14 protein-coding genes and 1 pseudogene are annotated in these 17,313 nt (G+C 44.1%); 7 read left to right on the top strand and 8 right to left on the bottom strand.

The genetic code is table 11. The features are described 5' to 3' along the window. The first annotated feature begins 16 nt into the window (after positions 1–16). From ACQKCP_RS03045 to cobA, 4 genes are all read left to right on the top strand, one after another. The gene (locus ACQKCP_RS03045) at positions 17–2,158 is read left to right on the top strand and encodes a protein kinase domain-containing protein (RefSeq protein ID WP_427611236.1); all 2,142 of its coding nucleotides are present in this window, start codon (positions 17–19) and stop codon (positions 2,156–2,158) included. 52 nt (positions 2,159–2,210) lie between these two features. Further along, positions 2,211–3,689, top strand: a complete 1,479-nt coding sequence (locus ACQKCP_RS03050; RefSeq protein WP_427611237.1) for an NAD(P)/FAD-dependent oxidoreductase — start codon at positions 2,211–2,213, stop codon at positions 3,687–3,689. After that, the gene (locus ACQKCP_RS03055; RefSeq protein WP_427611238.1) at positions 3,686–7,210 is read left to right on the top strand and encodes a molybdopterin-dependent oxidoreductase; all 3,525 of its coding nucleotides are present in this window, start codon (positions 3,686–3,688) and stop codon (positions 7,208–7,210) included. Before ACQKCP_RS03050 ends, ACQKCP_RS03055 begins: the two co-directional genes overlap by 4 nt. Before the next feature lie 157 nt (positions 7,211–7,367). Further along, complete coding sequence (cobA, locus tag ACQKCP_RS03060) at positions 7,368–8,279, top strand: uroporphyrinogen-III C-methyltransferase (RefSeq protein ID WP_427611239.1); 912 nt, start codon at positions 7,368–7,370, stop codon at positions 8,277–8,279. Between the two features lie 164 nt (positions 8,280–8,443). Here cobA and ACQKCP_RS03065 read toward each other — a convergent pair. After that, positions 8,444–8,818: pseudogene (locus ACQKCP_RS03065) on the bottom strand (LysR substrate-binding domain-containing protein); the annotation flags it as partial. On the opposite strand from ACQKCP_RS03065, the gene ACQKCP_RS03070 reads away from it, so the two are divergent. After that, positions 8,816–9,028: a hypothetical protein gene (locus ACQKCP_RS03070; protein WP_427611240.1), complete on the top strand. Its 213-nt coding sequence runs from the start codon at positions 8,816–8,818 to the stop codon at positions 9,026–9,028. The pseudogene ACQKCP_RS03065 and the gene ACQKCP_RS03070 sit on opposite strands and share 3 nt — an antisense overlap. A 35-nt stretch (positions 9,029–9,063) precedes the next feature. On the opposite strand, the gene ACQKCP_RS03075 is transcribed toward ACQKCP_RS03070, so the two are convergent. The 7 genes from ACQKCP_RS03075 to ACQKCP_RS03105 all read right to left on the bottom strand — a co-directional run bounded on the left by ACQKCP_RS03075 (position 9,064) and on the right by ACQKCP_RS03105 (position 14,700). Then, on the bottom strand, positions 9,064–9,531 hold the full coding sequence (locus ACQKCP_RS03075) for a DUF305 domain-containing protein (protein WP_427611241.1): 468 nt from the start codon (positions 9,529–9,531) through the stop codon (positions 9,064–9,066). Positions 9,532–9,574: 43 nt separating this feature from the next. Further along, positions 9,575–10,501: a copper resistance protein B gene (locus tag ACQKCP_RS03080; protein ID WP_427611242.1), complete on the bottom strand. Its 927-nt coding sequence runs from the start codon at positions 10,499–10,501 to the stop codon at positions 9,575–9,577. Between the two features lie 25 nt (positions 10,502–10,526). Beyond that, positions 10,527–12,227 carry a copper resistance system multicopper oxidase gene (locus ACQKCP_RS03085; RefSeq protein WP_427611243.1) on the bottom strand — a complete coding sequence of 567 codons (1,701 nt, stop codon included), beginning with the start codon at positions 12,225–12,227 and terminating at the stop codon, positions 10,527–10,529. Between the two features lie 117 nt (positions 12,228–12,344). Then, positions 12,345–12,998, bottom strand: a complete 654-nt coding sequence (locus ACQKCP_RS03090) for a DUF411 domain-containing protein (protein WP_427611244.1) — start codon at positions 12,996–12,998, stop codon at positions 12,345–12,347. A 155-nt stretch (positions 12,999–13,153) separates the two neighbouring features. Beyond that, complete coding sequence (locus tag ACQKCP_RS03095) at positions 13,154–13,747, bottom strand: c-type cytochrome (RefSeq protein WP_427611245.1); 594 nt, start codon at positions 13,745–13,747, stop codon at positions 13,154–13,156. A 194-nt stretch (positions 13,748–13,941) separates the two neighbouring features. After that, positions 13,942–14,220 (bottom strand): hypothetical protein, encoded by a 279-nt coding sequence (locus ACQKCP_RS03100; protein ID WP_427611663.1) that lies wholly within the window; start codon positions 14,218–14,220, stop codon positions 13,942–13,944. 195 nt (positions 14,221–14,415) lie between these two features. Continuing rightward, entirely contained in the window at positions 14,416–14,700 is a 285-nt protein-coding gene (locus tag ACQKCP_RS03105) for a hypothetical protein (protein WP_427611246.1), read from the bottom strand. 238 nt (positions 14,701–14,938) lie between these two features. Between ACQKCP_RS03105 and ACQKCP_RS03110 the strand changes: the two genes are divergently transcribed. Together ACQKCP_RS03110 and ACQKCP_RS03115 are read left to right on the top strand one after the other, a co-directional pair. Next, entirely contained in the window at positions 14,939–15,661 is a 723-nt protein-coding gene (locus ACQKCP_RS03110; RefSeq protein WP_057760064.1) for a heavy metal response regulator transcription factor, read from the top strand. 1 nt (position 15,662) lies between these two features. Further along, a complete protein-coding gene (locus tag ACQKCP_RS03115) occupies positions 15,663–17,207 on the top strand; it encodes an ATP-binding protein (protein ID WP_427611247.1) in 1,545 nt (514 codons plus the stop codon). The last annotated feature ends 106 nt before the right edge of the window (positions 17,208–17,313 follow it).

Below are 17,313 nucleotides of genomic sequence, written 5' to 3' on the forward strand. Positions count from 1 at the left end.
TATGGGGTGACGACAGATGACGATAACACATGCAGCAAACGCCAATAGAAACAATATTCAAAATGCGGATGAGATGGCTGTTCATTTCAATAAAGGCAATCCGTCATCTTTGATAGAGTCAAGTCAGTTTGTTGCTATTGATGAGACTGGTGGAAATAAAGATATTGTTGATGCCAGTACTGCATTATGGTGGCTTGATTTTTTTACTATGGCAGGCCGCAAGACGGAAAACCAAGACAGTTTACTTATTACCACCTGCTTGCCCTATCAATATTCAGGTGAAGAATCATCTAATGCCAATCGCTCAATATCTCAAGCAAGATTTCACCCGTCCTCATCAGCGCCACTATTGGTGCTGATGGCAGATGGGGTCAGCGCTTGTCAGTTTCCAAAACAGGCAAGTAGGCTAGTGGTGAATACCATTGCTCACAAAATAACATTAGGGTTGACTGCACTGGCACAATCACAAGATGAGACATTATCCATCAGTTTTGATGATGATCAAGTCGCCACTATTATCAAAACAGCAGTCAACAAAGCCAACGATATCCTATATTTTCCTCAATCGTATCAACGGGTGCCGCCGTTGTTGTCTACGTTATCAGGCTTGCTCTGTATCGGTGACCGTATTCACCTGTTTCATACAGGCGACTCTCGAATATACCGCGTGGGGGTAGATTGTCTGACAGTATTGAGCAAAGATCACCGCGTGCACCGCGGCCAAGATAAAGGAGCGCTTGCTGCAGCTATCGGCGCAGATAGCCAGTTAGAGCTACAACAATCAGTATTTACCCTTCATCAAAACGAGTGTTTGGCCATTATGACAGATGGGGTGTATGAGCATATAGAGCCCACAGAGTTGCAATTTGAGCTGTGCAGCAGTGCGACTAATATATTTCAGTTGATGGCTACTACACACAAATTACCGCTAGGGTTTAACACCAGTCAAGCCGTGTGCGAGCAAGCCTTTAGTGCAGGTAGTCATGACAATCTAAGTATGGTCATGCTGAGTATGAACACACGGTCAGCCCATTTTACTTCTATCAATGGTTCTAAAGGTATTGGCCATTTTGATGGCATTGACTTTGATAATCTGGATACGGTCATACATGATGTGAATCGCTACCAGCTGCCAACCGATTTACAGATAGGCGATCATATTGATGGTTTTACTGTGATTGGTATTATCGCTCGTACGGCTCGCAGTCACGTGTACTGGGTGCAAGATGAATACAATAATGACTTTGTTTTAAAATCACCCAGTTTAGATTCGGTCGCCGATGGTCACTATCTGCGTGATTTTCTAAAAGAACGTAAAATTGGTTTGAGCCTATCAAAACATCGCCGCGCAGGAGAGTCGGCTTACAATCAAGCTGATCCCAATCGATTGCCTGTCAATCCTGCATCCAACAATATTGGTCATAGTGTGGGTTCTGGGCTCAGTGAGTCGGGGCTGCTGCGTTACTATCCAGTACCAGCAAGTACCACATACTTATATCATTTGACTGAATATATCGCCGGCGAGAGTTTACGGGATTTTATGGATCGTCATGCGCCTTGTGATGTGTGGCAAACCTTTGATTTACTCACCAAAATTGGCATGGCAGTTCGAGTCATGCATCGCAACTATCTGCTGCATCAAGACATCAAACCTGAAAACATTCTTTTGACCAAATCAGGCGCGGTCAAACTGATTGACTTTGGTTCCGCCAGTTCCTCTATCTTAAAAGACAGTACCCGACCACCAAATGGTGATTTGCACTATGCTGCACCAGAATATTACACCGATGCACCAAAAGGTGTGCATTCTGACTTGTTCTCAATTGCAGTGATTGGCTATGAATTGCTGACGGGACAATTGCCATTTAATACCCAGACACTAATGATGCCAAACCAAACATTACTTATGCCCGCGCAGCCGCTACGGCAGCAGAATGTGCCTGACGCCAGCCAACAGGCACTCATGCGTGCGCTGCATGTCAATACTAACGCGCGCTATCAAGCCATTGGTGAGTTTTTACAGGATTTTAACCCTGATAATAAAGCGCATAGCCGCGACCCAGAACCCCTCATTAAGCGTAACCCTCTATTGGTATGGCATGGCATTTGCTTCATAGAGTTTGTCATCATTTTATTGTTGTTGGCGTACTTTTCATGACACGCTGTTTTGCATTCAATGCTGCTCCGCGCGGCTAAGGAATTTTCTGTTTATGTCGCTATCTATGTCGCAAGCCGCCACTACGGTAGATACTCATACCAACACTCACGCCTTAGCATCAGACCGTCAAAAAAACGCTGGCATCGTTATTATCGGGGCGGGCATGGCAGGCAGTCGTTTTGCCATTGAGCTTGCTCGCACGCAATCAAATGATGATAAATCCCGTTTGCCAATTACGTTAATCAGTAAAGAGCCGCACGTGGGCTACAACCGAATTATGCTGTCACCCGTATTGGCTGGCGACACAGCGTTTGAAGATACTTATTTATATGACAACTCAGAGTATGAGCAGCTAGGTATCACCGTGCTGGCTGGGGTTGCAGTAGAGACAATAGATACCAAGTGCCAGTGTATTGAGCTAGATGATGGGCAAACATTCAACTACGCCAAGTTAGTAATGGCCACAGGGTCAACTGCCCGAGTCATTCCGTTCCCCAATCACACGGCTAAGGGCGTGCATGTGTTTCGAGACCTTGCCGATGTGACCGCTTTGATGGGTTATGCTAGTCAAGGAAAAACGGGTTTAGTGATTGGCGGTGGCGTACTGGGATTAGAGGCTGCCTGCGCGTTAGCGGCACAGGGCGCGAGCATGACGGTCATTCATATGGATGGTTATGTACTCAATCGTCAACTAGACCTGCCAGCGGCCGAGCTTTTGCAAGCTGAGCTCAGTCGCCGAGGGGTTGGTCTCGCGGTTTCTGCCCATACTGAGGCCATCGAGATGAATGACGCAGGAGAAGTGTGCGGACTATCTTTAAAAGACGGGCGCATGCTAGCGGCCGATTTTATCGTGATGGCAGTGGGTGTGATACCCAATACAGCGCTTGCTAAGCAAAGCGGACTCGAGGTTAATCGCGGTATTGTGGTCGATGATTTTATGCACACCAGTTGTCCTAATGTTTATGCCATTGGTGAGTGTATAGAGCGAGATGGCGAGCTATTTGGAATGGTGGCGCCGGTAAATCAACAAGTGGATACGTTGGTCACGGTTTTAAAAGATGCTTTGATAGAAAACGATATAAATGTGATAGATGGTAGAGCCACCGTACCAACTCACTGGGTTCCTTTTGTCAGCAAGCCGCTGTCATTAAAATTAAAAGTATCTGGCATGTCGGCATTTTCTGCAGGGCAAATTGCTTTCGATGATGACGCTGCCGACTCTATTGAGACTCTCGTATATCGTCAGCCTGAATTAAACCATTATCACTGTCTGTACCTCAAAGAAAAAAAACTCATTGGCGCTGTACTTTATGGGGACACCAGCGATGGCAGCTTTTACAGTCAGTTGATTATAGATAATGTTGATATTACGCCTATCAAAGACACACTCATATTTGGCGAAGCATATTGTCATTTGGATGAAATAATGCCAAGCAATTCGCCAACTAGGGAAGTAGATATAGAGCTTGAAGATACGGACAAGAACATCAATCATCATAAAGTGGCCGAACTGTTAGAGGATGCATTATGAATGATGCTACCGCCAATCAATCTGCTGCTAGCAAAGTAGTGTCAGCTAATAGCCTACTTAATAGCATGCAAAAAGCAACAGGCCGAGTCATTGAGACACATGATATAAGTGCTGCCAAAAATATAAAAAAAGCACCATCGTTATCTGATGGCGACTTGATTAATGATTTAATTGATGAATCGACTGATGACTTGATCGATAGTTCGATCACTACTATCCGCACGACGTGCCCTTATTGCGGCGTGGGGTGTGGTGTTTTAGCGAGCGTGAATGCAACAGAGGTGCTGAGCGTCAAAGGAGATCCTGAGCATCCGGCTAACTTTGGTAAATTGTGCTCAAAAGGGAGTGCACTGGCACAAACATTGGGCACTGCGCGCCGCTTGACCGAGCCATATTATCAAAACAAGCAAGCAGTCATGCAACAGCATAAACCTATGCAATTGGGTAATTATTTCAATGCTATAGACGTATCCGACAAGCCACTGATAAATCAGACAGACTGGGACACCGTTTTAGATGACGTGGCCAGTCGTTTAAATGACACCATCGCCAAACACGGGCGAGACAGCATTATGTTTTATGTCTCAGGTCAATTGCTGACTGAAGACTATTACGTGGCCAATAAATTTATAAAAGGGTTTATTGGTAATAATAACATCGACTCCAACTCTCGGCTGTGTATGTCATCTGCAGTAGCTGGGCACAAACGTGCGTTTGGTGCAGACCTTGTGCCGGGTAATTACGAGGATTTGGAGGCTTGTGATTTATTGGTACTGGTAGGCTCCAATATGGCGTGGTGCCATCCTATTTTGTTTGGTCGATTTTTAGCAGCCAAAAAAGCCAATCCTAATAAAAAACTGATTGTGATAGACCCACGCCGTACGGACTCTTGTGAATTTGCCGATTTGCATTTACCAATTGCTGCGGGTACGGATACACATTTATATAATGGGTTGCTACATTACCTAGATCAACAAGGTTGCCAAGATGATGAATATGTTAGCCAAAGCTTGGGTATTGATGATGCGGTGAATGCGGCCAAAGCATGGAGCATTGATGAAGTCGCTAGCGCCTGCCAAGTGTCTGCGGATAGTATCCGCCAGTTCTATGAATGCGTTGCCGCCACTGATAAAACAGTTACTGCCTTTAGTATGGGCGTTAATCAATCACAAAGCGGAACCGATAAGGTCAATGCTATTATCAATACCCATTTGTTCACGGGGCGTGTGGGCAAAGTAGGGGCCAGTCCGTTTTCACTTACTGGACAGCCTAATGCAATGGGTGGACGAGAAGTCGGCGCCCTTGCCAATTTGTTAGCGGCGCATTTAGAACTAGACAATGCCGATCATCGTCAGCTCGTGGCAGATTTTTGGCAGTCGCCTCAAACTATCACCCCAAACGTGGGTGTCAAAGCCTGTGATGCGGCCGCTGCCATATTAGATGGTCGTATCAAGGCCATTTGGATTATGGCTACCAACCCCGTGGTTAGCTTGCCAGATGCCGATAATTTTCGCCAAGCGCTTGCTGAATGTGATTTGGTGATTGTCTCTGATTGCTCGGTAGACAGTGATACGGTAAAGTGTGCCGATATTGTATTGCCTGCTCAAGGGTGGGGCGAAAAATCTGGAACGGTCACCAATTCTGAACGGCGCATATCTCGGCAGCGGACATTAATGCCTGCAGCAGGGCTTGCCAAACCAGATTGGTGGATACTGTCTCAAATTGCCACACGCATGGGATTAACGGGATTTGATTACCAACATCCTAGCGAGATATTTAATGAGCATGTGGCATTGACCGCTTATGGTAATACGCATAACAATAACTACAGCACATCTCACTCTACTAAGATCTATCCTCGTTATCTGAATCTTAGCAAAGACTTGTCTGCTCTAATAACAGATGAGATGCCAACCGATAAATCTGCTCACCAATATATTAGCCAACATGTTAATCATAAAGGCAATCAAACATATCAGCCAGTCGTACTCAGTCAGCAAGCATACGAAGAGATGTTACCGTTTCAATGGGGTGGTACGCGTATCTCCATGATTGATAAGATAAAACCTTTAGAAAACGAGATCATTAATTCCGCTGCTACTGTTACTAAGTCACAGTTAATTGCTATTACGCCCTCTGATGAAGCGAGCGTAGCCAATGTGCATCGACATCAAAGCAAGAAAAACCCCCATCTGATTGTTGATAATCGAACACCCTCTAAACGTGAGTTTGAGCATAATAATCAATCTGAAAGCCAAGCAATTCATTTACGCCTGATTACAGGCAGGCTGCGCGATCAGTGGCATACCATGACTCGTACTGGCCTTGCACCGCAATTAAACCAACATCAGCCAATACCGACACTGACCATACATCCTAATGATGCACGGCAACTGGGCGTTCAAGACAACGACTTTGTACAACTGCATCGTAGGTATGAAAACTACAAAAAGTATGAAAGCTATGAGAACGGCATGGCGAGTAATGGCGTAGTCAGTGACGCCGCGATGAGTGCGGCTAGGGATGGCAACGAGCCCGCAAGTACCGTAATGGCGCAAGTTGCCATTAGCGATACGTTGCGCGTTGGTGATGCGTTTATGCCCATGCATTGGAGCAATGCTTTTGCTAGCTTTGCTCGTGTAGGCCCCCTTATTCCAACAGTCGTCGATCCGCATTCAGGGCAGCCAGAGCTCAAAAATTCGGCGATTAGTGTCACGCCCGTTCCTATGCAATCATTTGGCAAGATTTTGGTGCATCCTGAGTGGCAAGACGCCGTTATAGTGCAACTACGTACTATTTTGGACAATTTTTCTGCCAAAGCGTCAGAGAAAGGATTGTCTGAAACAAAATGCGAAGCACGTTCAAACAACATTTTACCAGAGGCATTACCTGCACTCACTTGGAGCTTGAGTCATCAAAATAACAGCGTCTTGATCAATCTCGCTAGCCCGATGGTGGAGGCTAGTAGTACCTTAGCGTGCCCCGAGTTTTGGCAGCAGTTTATAGCGTCTATGCAATCATTATCACAGCCAAACTCTCAAGAGGGTGTCATGCATACGGCGTTTACGGTCGATAATGTACAGAATCAATTGCGTTTTATTGTGACACAATCTGCGCCTGAGACAGACTCAAACAACGCTGCCATAAATAGTGGGTCACCTGATGATGAGAGGTCCAGTACACAACTGATTATGGCTATTTATGTTGCCCCAACGCAACAGCAATTACCGAGTGTCCGCTGGCTCGATAGCTGTTTTACGGATACTAGCCAAATACCTGTCAATCAACGATATAAATGGTTGCTCGCGGGGCGGCCTGCCAGTGGTTATGTCGATCCAGGTCCCTTGGTATGCTCATGTATGTCAGTTGGAAAAAACACCATTATCAAGGCTATCACACAGCATGGTTGTACTAGTGCGACGGCAGTGGGTCAGCAGTGCCGAGCAGGTACCAATTGTGGATCTTGCGTAGGGCAAATCAACGCATTAATCGCAGAATGCGCCCCGTTGGCGCAAGCTTAAATGATGTTATGGCACGTCGCTTGCAATCTTTTATATGCAATTACTGGTTGAGTATTGTGTTATGAACAATAAGCCATTTTAGAGTAGGGGTTTATTGACAACTTTGCTTTTGGTTGCCCATTTTGCTGTATTCACGCTGTTATCAGGAGTCACCACCATGACCAATATATCTGCCGCTACCTTAACGCATGAGACCTCTCAGCTAATGGATCAACACTGCGCAGAAAACGTGCAAACTTGCACCAAAAGAGGCACTGTGCATCTGATTGGCGCAGGATCTGGTGACCCTGAGCTATTAACATTAAAAGCGTGGCGAGTAATGCAGCGCGCAGAGGTAGTGTTATACGACAGTCTGGTGTCTGAGGATATTTTGGATATGTGCGCGAGCACGGCTGAAAAAATATTCGTTGGTAAGCGCCGTGCCAATCATGCATTACCACAAGAAAGTATTAATGAGCTACTGGTCAAACACGCGCTAGCAGGTAAAATGGTGGTTCGCTTAAAAGGTGGCGACCCTTTTATTTTTGGGCGCGGCGGCGAAGAGCTACAGGAAGTGGTGCGTCATGGCATTCATTTTGAATCCATTCCCGGCATTACAGCCGCCAGTGCCGCTGCTAGCCGTGCAGGAATTCCACTAACGCACCGCGACCACGCTCAGTCGGTCAAGTTTGTCACTGCTTGCAAAAAAAATGGCGCGCCTAATAATGATTATAGTGAGCTAATGGACAGCAGCCAGACAGTTGTATTTTACATGGGTTTGCACCGTTTGCATGAGATGACACAAGGGTTGATAGCAAGTGGACGCGACAGCGAAACTCCTTTTGCCGTAATTAGTCATGCCAGTATGCCAACGCAGCAAGTACTTATCGGCACATTAAGTGATATCGCTGATCAGCAAGCTGAAGCAAAACTACCAACCCCTGCACTATTGATTATGGGTGATGTGGTCACTTTATATCATGAGTTTGCAGACTATAATCTTGGCGCCATGGGTAAAGGTGAGTTTATTGATGTTGATAAAGTGATAAGCAGTAATGAGTTAATACCCGATTTGGAAAGTATTGCGTAGGATAACTACTTTTAAGAAACTGTTATTTTAATAAACTTGTATTAACGTGATTATGTGCACCCGTCTAGAATCTTGTGTAGAACCATGTTTAGTCTAGATAATACTTACATCAAGTTTAAGAGTGTTCGATGTCGTTTCAAGGTTGGCTATAGCTAAGTTAATTATTATAGATTTCGTAATTGCTCGATTAACCAACGATGTATGCCACTGTCAGCAGTACGTGGATGCCATGCTGCTATGACCTTAAAAGTAGGCGGCAATGCTTCAACCTTAAGCTCTTTGACCTTACTGCTCGGCAATAATCGCGAAGGATAAAACGCAATCATGTCAGTCGTGTGCAAAATATCTGGTACAGCCGAAAAGCTAGGAACCGACATCACAATATTTCGTTTTAGACCTTTTTCTGCAAACCATTGATCATGAGAGCCGCGTAAATTAGCACGCGAAGGTGACACGACGAGCTGCGCGTGTGCAGCCACTTGCGCCAGCGTTAATGGCTCTGTGGCAAAGGTATTGTCACAACCCGTCACGCATAAATGTTGCTCTTCAAACTTATACGCATATTAATAGGATATATAGGGCTGTATCCAACGCTCCTAATTGTATTAACGTTATTGAAGCCTGTGACCCAAGGATTAAGCCTGCCAGTGGTGGTATTAATTGAAACGATAATACTTGTTCCACTGACACAGTTGGTGTCTTTCCCACTAGCAAGCTGGGTCATTGAGCTTCTGAGCAGAAAAAAGTGATCGCTTTTCGCAGCGTTCACTGGTACACCATTCTCTTATTCAAGCTCATCAATTAATTGCTTCATCTCAGAGATTTCACGCTTTTGCGCTTGAATAATATCGTCAGCAAGCTGCTGTACACGCGGATCTTCAATATCAGCGCGACTACTGGTCAGAATGGCAATCGAGTGATGCGGTATCATCGCCTGCATCCAATCGACTTGATCGACAGTTGCTTGAGATCTAACGCCCCAAATACCAACTGCAAACATCAATACACTTAGACCATAGATCATCAAATTGACCTTGGTCTTCTTATACATATTGGTCATAAATGCCAACATGACGACTGCCATACCGGCACCCATGTATAGCGCCATATAAGCTCGGGTTTCACTAAAGTAAATGTGATCCCACTGGTAGGTATTGAAGTACATCATGATATACATGATGACAGTCGATGTCAGAATCATTAAGGTGAATTTTACATAAGGGTTCATATTTTTTTGCTTAGCAGCTTCCATGATATGACCTCCATTGTTTTGTTAAATTAAAATGGGTAGACAGTTAAAACCAGAATTTGACCCCCGCAGTCAAACTACTGCTATCAACTGATTCATTTTCTTGACGTCGTTGACCACGAGCCTTGCCAAGCGCTGTCTCATAACTAACCCCCACATAAGGGGCTAGCTGGCGATTGAACGTTTCGTAAGTCAGCCTGACCTCAGTTTCCATCTCATTAAAGCCCTTGGTAATACCATTATCATGGTCATCTTTACTAAAGGCTGTCAGTCCAACCTCCGGTATGACAACCCAATGCTGATCCAAACGCCATTCGTACTCTGCGCCCAAATCAAGACGAAGTTGACCATCGGTATATAAGTAGGCTCTCGCATCCGTTTCTATAAAATAAGGCGCGGTACCGACAATACCTGCCATTACGGCAGCGTTGTCGTTTTCAGTATCGTAAGCGACACCAGCTTCACCATTCCAGAAAATGCTCAGTGGTTTCCAATAAGCAAGGGAGCTTAAGCTATCGATTTCTTTATCATCTTTAGTCTGAGCACTACCTTCAGTGCGTAGTCTTATACGATTGCTATCAGTACCGTACCAACCCGTCGCTTCGAAGTTGATTTGATCCTCATCAAACTGATAGCCCAAGTCGTCTACTGAGACTCCCCATAATGGCATGCTGCCCATCATCATGGGCTTACCATACTGCCCGTAGGGAACTCCATTTGAATAGTCTGGACTGCGAGCATCAGCTGGTGGCTGCCCACCTTGCATGCCCAACATATCCATGCCGCTATGGTCCATATCAGACATATCACCTGACATGTCCATGCCGTTATGGTCCATATCAGACATATCACCTGACATGTCCATGCCACTATGATGCATACTCGACATCTCAGCAGCTGTTGCAAAAGAGGATGTGAGCAAGACTAGCGATGACAAACCAATGAATGACAGATTTTTCTTAGATATTTTCATAATAAGCCTCATATTCGAAGGTTTGTTAAACGACGGCAACTTCTCTGAACATGCCGGCTTCCATGTGATAAAGCAGATGGCAATGCCACGCCCATCGTCCAACTTCTCCCGTCACATCGAAGCTAATCTTTTGCGCAGGCTGCACCACAATCGTATGTTTACGTACTTGAAAGTCTCCAGATGGTGTGCGCAAGTCACTCCACATTCCATGCAGATGCATAGGATGGTTCATCATCGTGTCATTGACTAAGGTAATACGTACGCGCTCGTTTGGCTTAATATTGACAGGCGTTGCATCCTTAAACATGACACCATCCAACGCCCAAATATAGCGCTCCATGTTACCCGTTAAATGTAGCTCGATCTCTCGGGTAGGCTTACGCTGCTCTGCAAATATGGCCTCATCGACAGAGCTCAGCTGACTATAATTCAGCACGTCACGATTGATATTACGCAGGTTAATACCGGGATCATCGAGGTTCATACGTGGACTGTCGACACGCATATCAGATTTAAAGTCATACTCGGTCTTAGCATGCTTTGCTTTGTAGCCTTTATCACCCATCGCACCCATCATATCGGCCATGGTCAACCATTCGATCTTGTCCATAGCAGGTATGTCAGCTCGCGCGCCTTTTTTGGTTGCAAGCGTGGTCGCGACATAGCCTGAACGATCGATATTTTGGGCAAATATCGTATGTGCATCTTGAGTAGGCGTGACGATGACATCATAGGTCTCAGCCACGCCAATGCGGAAATCATCAATCGCAACGGGTGCGACATCAATACCATCTGTTGCTACCACAGTCATCTTGAGACCTGGTATACGCACATCAAAGATGGTTTGCGCTGAAGCATTGATAAAGCGTAGTTTGACAGGCTGTCCCGCTTTTACTAGTTGTGTCCAATTGGCCGCTGTGGTCTTACCATTCATTAGATAGGTAAAGGTCTTTTCGCCAGATAAATCAGTAAAATCCGTCGGCATCATGCGCATCTGATTCCACATTTTGCGCTTGTCATAAGCGGCTTCTAAATCTGTTGCGGCAATATCAGACAATAGTTTTTTGAAGTCTGGCAGATGATAATTATCAAAGTCAGCGCGCTGTTTGAGCAACTTCAAGAGATTGTGTGGATCGCGGTGCGTCCAATCACTCAGCACGATTACATGGTCTTCTGCGACTGGATGACGCTCACGGCCTTTTGGTTCAATGACAATAGCACCGAGCATACCGGTTTGTTCTTGAAAGCCACTGTGTGAGTGATACCAATAGGTGCCTGATTGTTTAAGTTTGAATTTATAAGTAAAGGTGCTATTTGCAGGAATGCCATCAAAACTGATACCTGGTACGCCATCCATCTCAAAAGGTACGAGCAAGCCATGCCAATGGATAGAGGTTGACTCATTCATCTGGTTATGAACACGAATAGTTACGGTATCGCCTTCACGCATCTTTAGCGTTGGTGCTGGTAGCGAGTCATTAATCAGTGTTGCCATACTCGACTTGCCATTGACAGTGACGGGCTTCTTGCTGACATACAAATCAAACTCATTCCCAGTTAAGATAGGTACGATATGGTCGGCTTTGTCACTGTTGACGGCTACATTTTGTTGCCCTTTTCCTAGCGCACTATTGGCAATAGACGGTAGGGTGGACAGCATGGATGCCCCTAACAAGGTAGAAGACCCTGTCAAAAAACGCCTGCGATTAAGCATAGTTTTGTTCATAGTTATTCACCTGATTTATATCCATAAAGTGAGAGTTGAGGCTGTATTTATCAGCTAAGTCTATGACTTTGGCCGCTTATTAATAGAGCTGGATAAGCTATTTAAACGACAACCAAGCTAGATTTGCTGCTGCGGTGAGTCAATAGTTGCATAAATAGCTGTTGAGCCATCTTTGTTAAGCTGCATCACTTTATACGGCATAAATTTATCTTGGTATTCCATACCAGGGCTACCAACTGGCATGCTCGGTACGGCAAGACCGATCGCATCACTTGGCGGGTTTTTTAGGAACTGCGCCATATACTTAGCAGGGACATGACCTTCAAATACGTAGCCATCGGTAGTAACGGTGGTATGGCAAGAGCGCATTTGCTGCGGTACGCTGTATCGCTCTTTAAACAAGGACACGTCTTCGACATTCTGTGCGGTTGCGTTTAGACCATGACCTTCAGCATAACCGACCCATTCTTTGCAACAGCCACAATTGGCATCTTTGTAGACGGTGGCTGAGATGTTTTTTAGGATAGTTGATTGGATATCTGAAGGAGCGCTGACGGGTGTCATTTCAGCTGTTGGTTGCTCTGTGTGCGTAGTTTGCACGTTTTGCGTAGTAATAGTTGGTTCAGTCGCTGGTGTTGAGTCAGCAGCAGCGGAGTTAGGTTGACTACAAGCGGCAATCGTTAACGATAATGGCAAGACCACGATCACCGAGAGCATACGGCCAGATATCAGATGATGTTCATTAATAAATCTATTAGTATAGCGTCTCATAAAACCACTCCCGAGCGTCTGTCTGACGATTAAATATTATAAAAATTAAAGCCACATCACTGGACAAAATAGTACTGGACAAAATAGTGCTAGCAAAGCTTAAAACTCAAACCGCAAAAAGCAGCACTATTGAGCACTGCATTTTGTACAAAAAATCAATGTTGCATCTCGGATCCATCACCTGACATATCCATCTCACCATCAAATGACATATCCAACATACTATCGTCTAACCGAGTCGTTAGCATGGTGTACTGGTTTTCATTTAGGTCAGGTAACGATCTAATAAAAGCGACCATTGCCCATATCCTGTCATCATCGTGAGTAGCGCCCCAAGCGGGCATGCCAGACGCCATAATGCCATGTTTAATCGCCCAAAAGCTTTGTCTGGCACCAGCCTCGTTTCGATAGCGCTTAACGATATCCGCCTCAGTAAAGTTAGGAGGCTTTGGGTACATACCGCTATTTAGATCTGTGCTGTTGACGCCGGGAGACAAATGGCAGCCTGCACACATATCTTTGTAATCTGCACCGCCCGAGCTGATCATTTCCGCCTTCTTTAAATTGGGAACCAAAATATTCTTACTGGCATGTTCAATTGAGCGTGTGCGGGCAGTTTCTAAAAAATCGTAGACCAGCGGACTATGAGCTTGATCAGCACCGATATTTATCATGCCACTAGTCACCGTAATAAAAATACCCGTAATAGCGATAAAGACAGTAAAAAGTATTCCTAACAAGAACTTCATAGGTTTGTCCTAAAAATCCATTTTCTTTAATATCCCATTACTGCTTGATCAGCTTCTCTGACAATATAGTCAAGTCTATATAAATCCGCTACAGCGTCATCCTCGCTAAGCATACTAATGTATAACTTGCACTCGGTTTCCTTGTATCGAAATTATATTGAACTGACTATAGTATTGAACTTATAAATTGATATTTAAGAGTCGCTATCGCTGCTCACACAGTGCTTTTGGTATATCGCTTTCATTTTGCTCATGTTAGCCATCATAGCTTTCATAGCAGGATCATTCATATCCATTTTGCTATGATCCATTTTTTGCATCATCTGCATATGCTTTTGCATCTTCTCACAGTTCATTTGGTCTTTTTCAGCATGCATTTTTGGGTCGTGCGCCAAAGCAGAGGTTGAAACAACTAAGGCTATAGCAGTTGCTACGATTGATTTAGACAGTGGCATTGATTTGAATAGTGACATTGTTTTGAATAGTGACATGGTAAATCCTTATTTGATTTAGTATGTAGTCGAAAAGACTTTAAGATATTAAGTTACTTTAAAGCATACTTTAGTGATTCTGACAGAGAGATGACGGTAAGATTACAATTCTGTCATCTTACTATTTATGGTTTTTAATGTTGTCAGTAATCCTTTAGTATGACATCAGAGCTGATTTTACTTATCGCTACCATATTTATTGATAAAGTATTTTTCAGACTGTAGATGTTGATCTTTGTGTTCAATCTCACAAGCCACTCTCGCATCGATGTAGCTTTTTATTTGTGAATTTGAGAGCTGAGCATCGTTATGATCCAAGTTTTTTGCAAACTCAGTCACAGCGTCGCATTTGTTGATGATTGAAGTGCTTAGATCAGTCGTATGCGCATTGGCAGTGGTAGTACCGATAAGTACCAAGATTGACAGCAATAATACTTTTTTAAATGAACCGTGAGCTTTCATATAAAACCTCTTTTGTAAGTTGTTTACATTGATTACCGATAAAAATAATTCATAGTAGCTAGATATTGAATAGTAGCTAGGTATCGGAAACGAGCACCTATGTACCGTTTATATAGGTTAGCAAAATAAAACTGACAGTCTGATTACGAGCACATGACATCTTTGTCAGTTACCCATCAATGTTGTCACCTGTGCTGGTTAGAACGTTAAACAATCATGACCGTATTGAGGAATTACAATGAAAGTACTGCTGGTAGAAGATGAATTGAAGCTTGGCGAGTATATAAAAAAAGGCTTAACCGAGGCTGGGTTTATCGTGGATCATCAGCTAACAGGATTAGATGGCTATCATGCATTGATGACGGAAGAATTTAGCGTGATATTGATGGATGTGATGCTGCCTGATGTTAGTGGCTTTGAGCTGGTGCGTAATTACCGAGCGGCTGGCAAGCATACACCTGTGTTATTTCTAACGGCAAAAGATGACTTGAGTGACAAGATAAAGGGGATTGAGATTGGTGGTGATGATTATTTGACCAAACCTTTTGCCTTTGCAGAATTGATCGTCAGGATGAAAAGCTTATTACGACGTGCCAATCAAGCCGACTATCAAAGTACGATTATGCAAATAGCGGATCTCAAGATGGACATTGGCAAGCGCACGGTGCATAGAGGAGATAAGCCTATTAAGCTCACGGCAAAAGAGTTTTCCTTACTACAGTTTTTATTAGAGCGCCGCGGTGAAGTGCTTCCACGCTCAATCATCGCTTCCCAAGTATGGGATATGAACTTTGAAAATGATACCAATGTGATTGATGTGGCGATAAGGCGTCTGCGTATAAAAATAGACGATGATCATGATGCAAAGCTGATTCATACGGTGCGCGGGATGGGCTATCGGTTAGAGGCTGTCGATACAGCGCTTGATAGCAAACCATCTCACGAAGCTGGCAATGTCTAATATGAAATATAGGTTTGATAATCGGCGCTTGCCACTATTATGGCGTACTGTGCTATTGCTCACAATATTTGTTGTTATATCGCAGGTTATTATTTATATATGGATACAGCGTTCTGTTAAAGGCCATTTTGAGCAAATGGACGCTGAGATTATGACCCATGCGGCTTTTAATCTACGTAAACGAGTGATAGATAGTAGCCCTATAACTTCCCAAACCCTACCTAGCTCTCAAAATCCATTGAATAGTCAACAGTCGCTAAGAGCGGCATCTGACGTAATGCCTGATGGAGATACTTCTACCGCAGTGATATCAGAGGAAGCTGATCATCAGCATTCTTCTTGGCTAGATTACGATCTAAAAACCATTATCGCTAATAAAGAAGGGCAGATACTGTCTAGTACCCCCAATAACTTTGCTCAAGAGCTAGGAGAGGGGTTTAATCTGTCATCACTGAAACAAGATAATGATAAGCAACAGTTTGTGATGAATATCAATAGCCGATACTATCGAGCAATGGTCATTGAAGACGACAAAATGCTCGCGCTTATCGCATTGCCTATAGATGTGCATCATCAGTATTTATTACAGTTCAATCGTCAGCTTAGTATGATTTTGTTCGCGATTACCTTGTTGCTCGTCTCAGTAGCGGCGTTGGGTGTGTACTGGGGTTTTGCCCCTTTGGCGACCATCGTCCAAAAAATGAAAACAATGAATCCTGAAAGGTTGGATGACAGAGTCACGGTCAGTGATATGCCGTTAGAGCTGCGACCACTAGCAGAATCTTACAACTCGATGATGGCCAAGCTTGAAAGTAACTTTGAATCATTGTCACGGTTTTCAGACAATATCGCCCATGAGCTGCGCACTCCAATAGCGACACTCAGCACGCAAACGCAAGTCATGTTAAATAAACCGAGAGCGGGCGATGAATATATTGAGCAGCTACATCATCAGCATGACACGTTAGAGCAGCTGTCAGCCATGATAAATAATATGCTACTGCTGGCAAAAACCCAAAAAGGATTGAGTGACTCGCAAATCAGTCACGTGGATACGGAAAATTTAATCACCAAGCTCGTTGATTACTACGAAATGATTGCAGAAGACCGAGGTATCGCTATTGAAACCAAAGGTGAGTTCAGCGCTGTCTTAGGGGATAAAAGTTTATTACAAAGGCTCTTTGCTAATCTGATATCGAATGCGATTTATTATGCTGCTCAAGATAGCGTTATAACCATTAGGGCAGATAGAATAAACTCAGATGAGATGGTGGGCACAACAATAAGCAGTCTTCAACAATCAAAACAAGATATTCTACGAATGACCATCACCAACCGATTAGATGAGCCATTGACACAAAGTGAGGCAGATAAGTTGTTTGAGCGCTTCTATCGACATCACAAAACAGTAGATCGCCATACAGGAACAGGTTTGGGTCTATCCATCGTACAGTCTATCGTTGGGGCGCATAACGGTAACGTCAGTATTAATATAAAGGACGATGATTACTTTCAAGTGAGTGTCGAGTTATTAGCGGAGGTTTAATCTTTTAGTAGGGCGTGTCCTCATTTAGATGACTATCGATTGAATTGAGGACACGCCCTAGTCAACGATAGATATCCAATCTGAATAGATAGATTTGGCAAGTGAT

The sequence above is a fragment of the Psychrobacter sp. NPDC078631 genome (genome assembly GCF_050268165.1).
Taxonomy (GTDB): domain Bacteria; phylum Pseudomonadota; class Gammaproteobacteria; order Pseudomonadales; family Moraxellaceae; genus Psychrobacter.

Bases quoted from the DNA above. Each gene is read 5' to 3' on its own strand.
- ACQKCP_RS03045 (WP_427611236.1), top strand. From the start codon at position 17: ATGACGATAACACATGCAGCAAACGCCAATAGAAACAATATTCAAAAT.
- ACQKCP_RS03050 (WP_427611237.1), top strand. From the start codon at position 2,211: ATGTCGCTATCTATGTCGCAAGCCGCCACTACGGTAGATACTCATACC.
- ACQKCP_RS03055 (WP_427611238.1), top strand. From the start codon at position 3,686: ATGAATGATGCTACCGCCAATCAATCTGCTGCTAGCAAAGTAGTGTCA.
- cobA (WP_427611239.1), top strand. From the start codon at position 7,368: ATGACCAATATATCTGCCGCTACCTTAACGCATGAGACCTCTCAGCTA.
- ACQKCP_RS03070 (WP_427611240.1), top strand. From the start codon at position 8,816: ATGTTGCTCTTCAAACTTATACGCATATTAATAGGATATATAGGGCTG.
- ACQKCP_RS03075 (WP_427611241.1), bottom strand. From the start codon at position 9,531: ATGGAAGCTGCTAAGCAAAAAAATATGAACCCTTATGTAAAATTCACC.
- ACQKCP_RS03080 (WP_427611242.1), bottom strand. From the start codon at position 10,501: ATGAAAATATCTAAGAAAAATCTGTCATTCATTGGTTTGTCATCGCTA.
- ACQKCP_RS03085 (WP_427611243.1), bottom strand. From the start codon at position 12,227: ATGAACAAAACTATGCTTAATCGCAGGCGTTTTTTGACAGGGTCTTCT.
- ACQKCP_RS03090 (WP_427611244.1), bottom strand. From the start codon at position 12,998: ATGAGACGCTATACTAATAGATTTATTAATGAACATCATCTGATATCT.
- ACQKCP_RS03095 (WP_427611245.1), bottom strand. From the start codon at position 13,747: ATGAAGTTCTTGTTAGGAATACTTTTTACTGTCTTTATCGCTATTACG.
- ACQKCP_RS03100 (WP_427611663.1), bottom strand. From the start codon at position 14,220: ATGTCACTATTCAAATCAATGCCACTGTCTAAATCAATCGTAGCAACT.
- ACQKCP_RS03105 (WP_427611246.1), bottom strand. From the start codon at position 14,700: ATGAAAGCTCACGGTTCATTTAAAAAAGTATTATTGCTGTCAATCTTG.
- ACQKCP_RS03110 (WP_057760064.1), top strand. From the start codon at position 14,939: ATGAAAGTACTGCTGGTAGAAGATGAATTGAAGCTTGGCGAGTATATA.
- ACQKCP_RS03115 (WP_427611247.1), top strand. From the start codon at position 15,663: ATGAAATATAGGTTTGATAATCGGCGCTTGCCACTATTATGGCGTACT.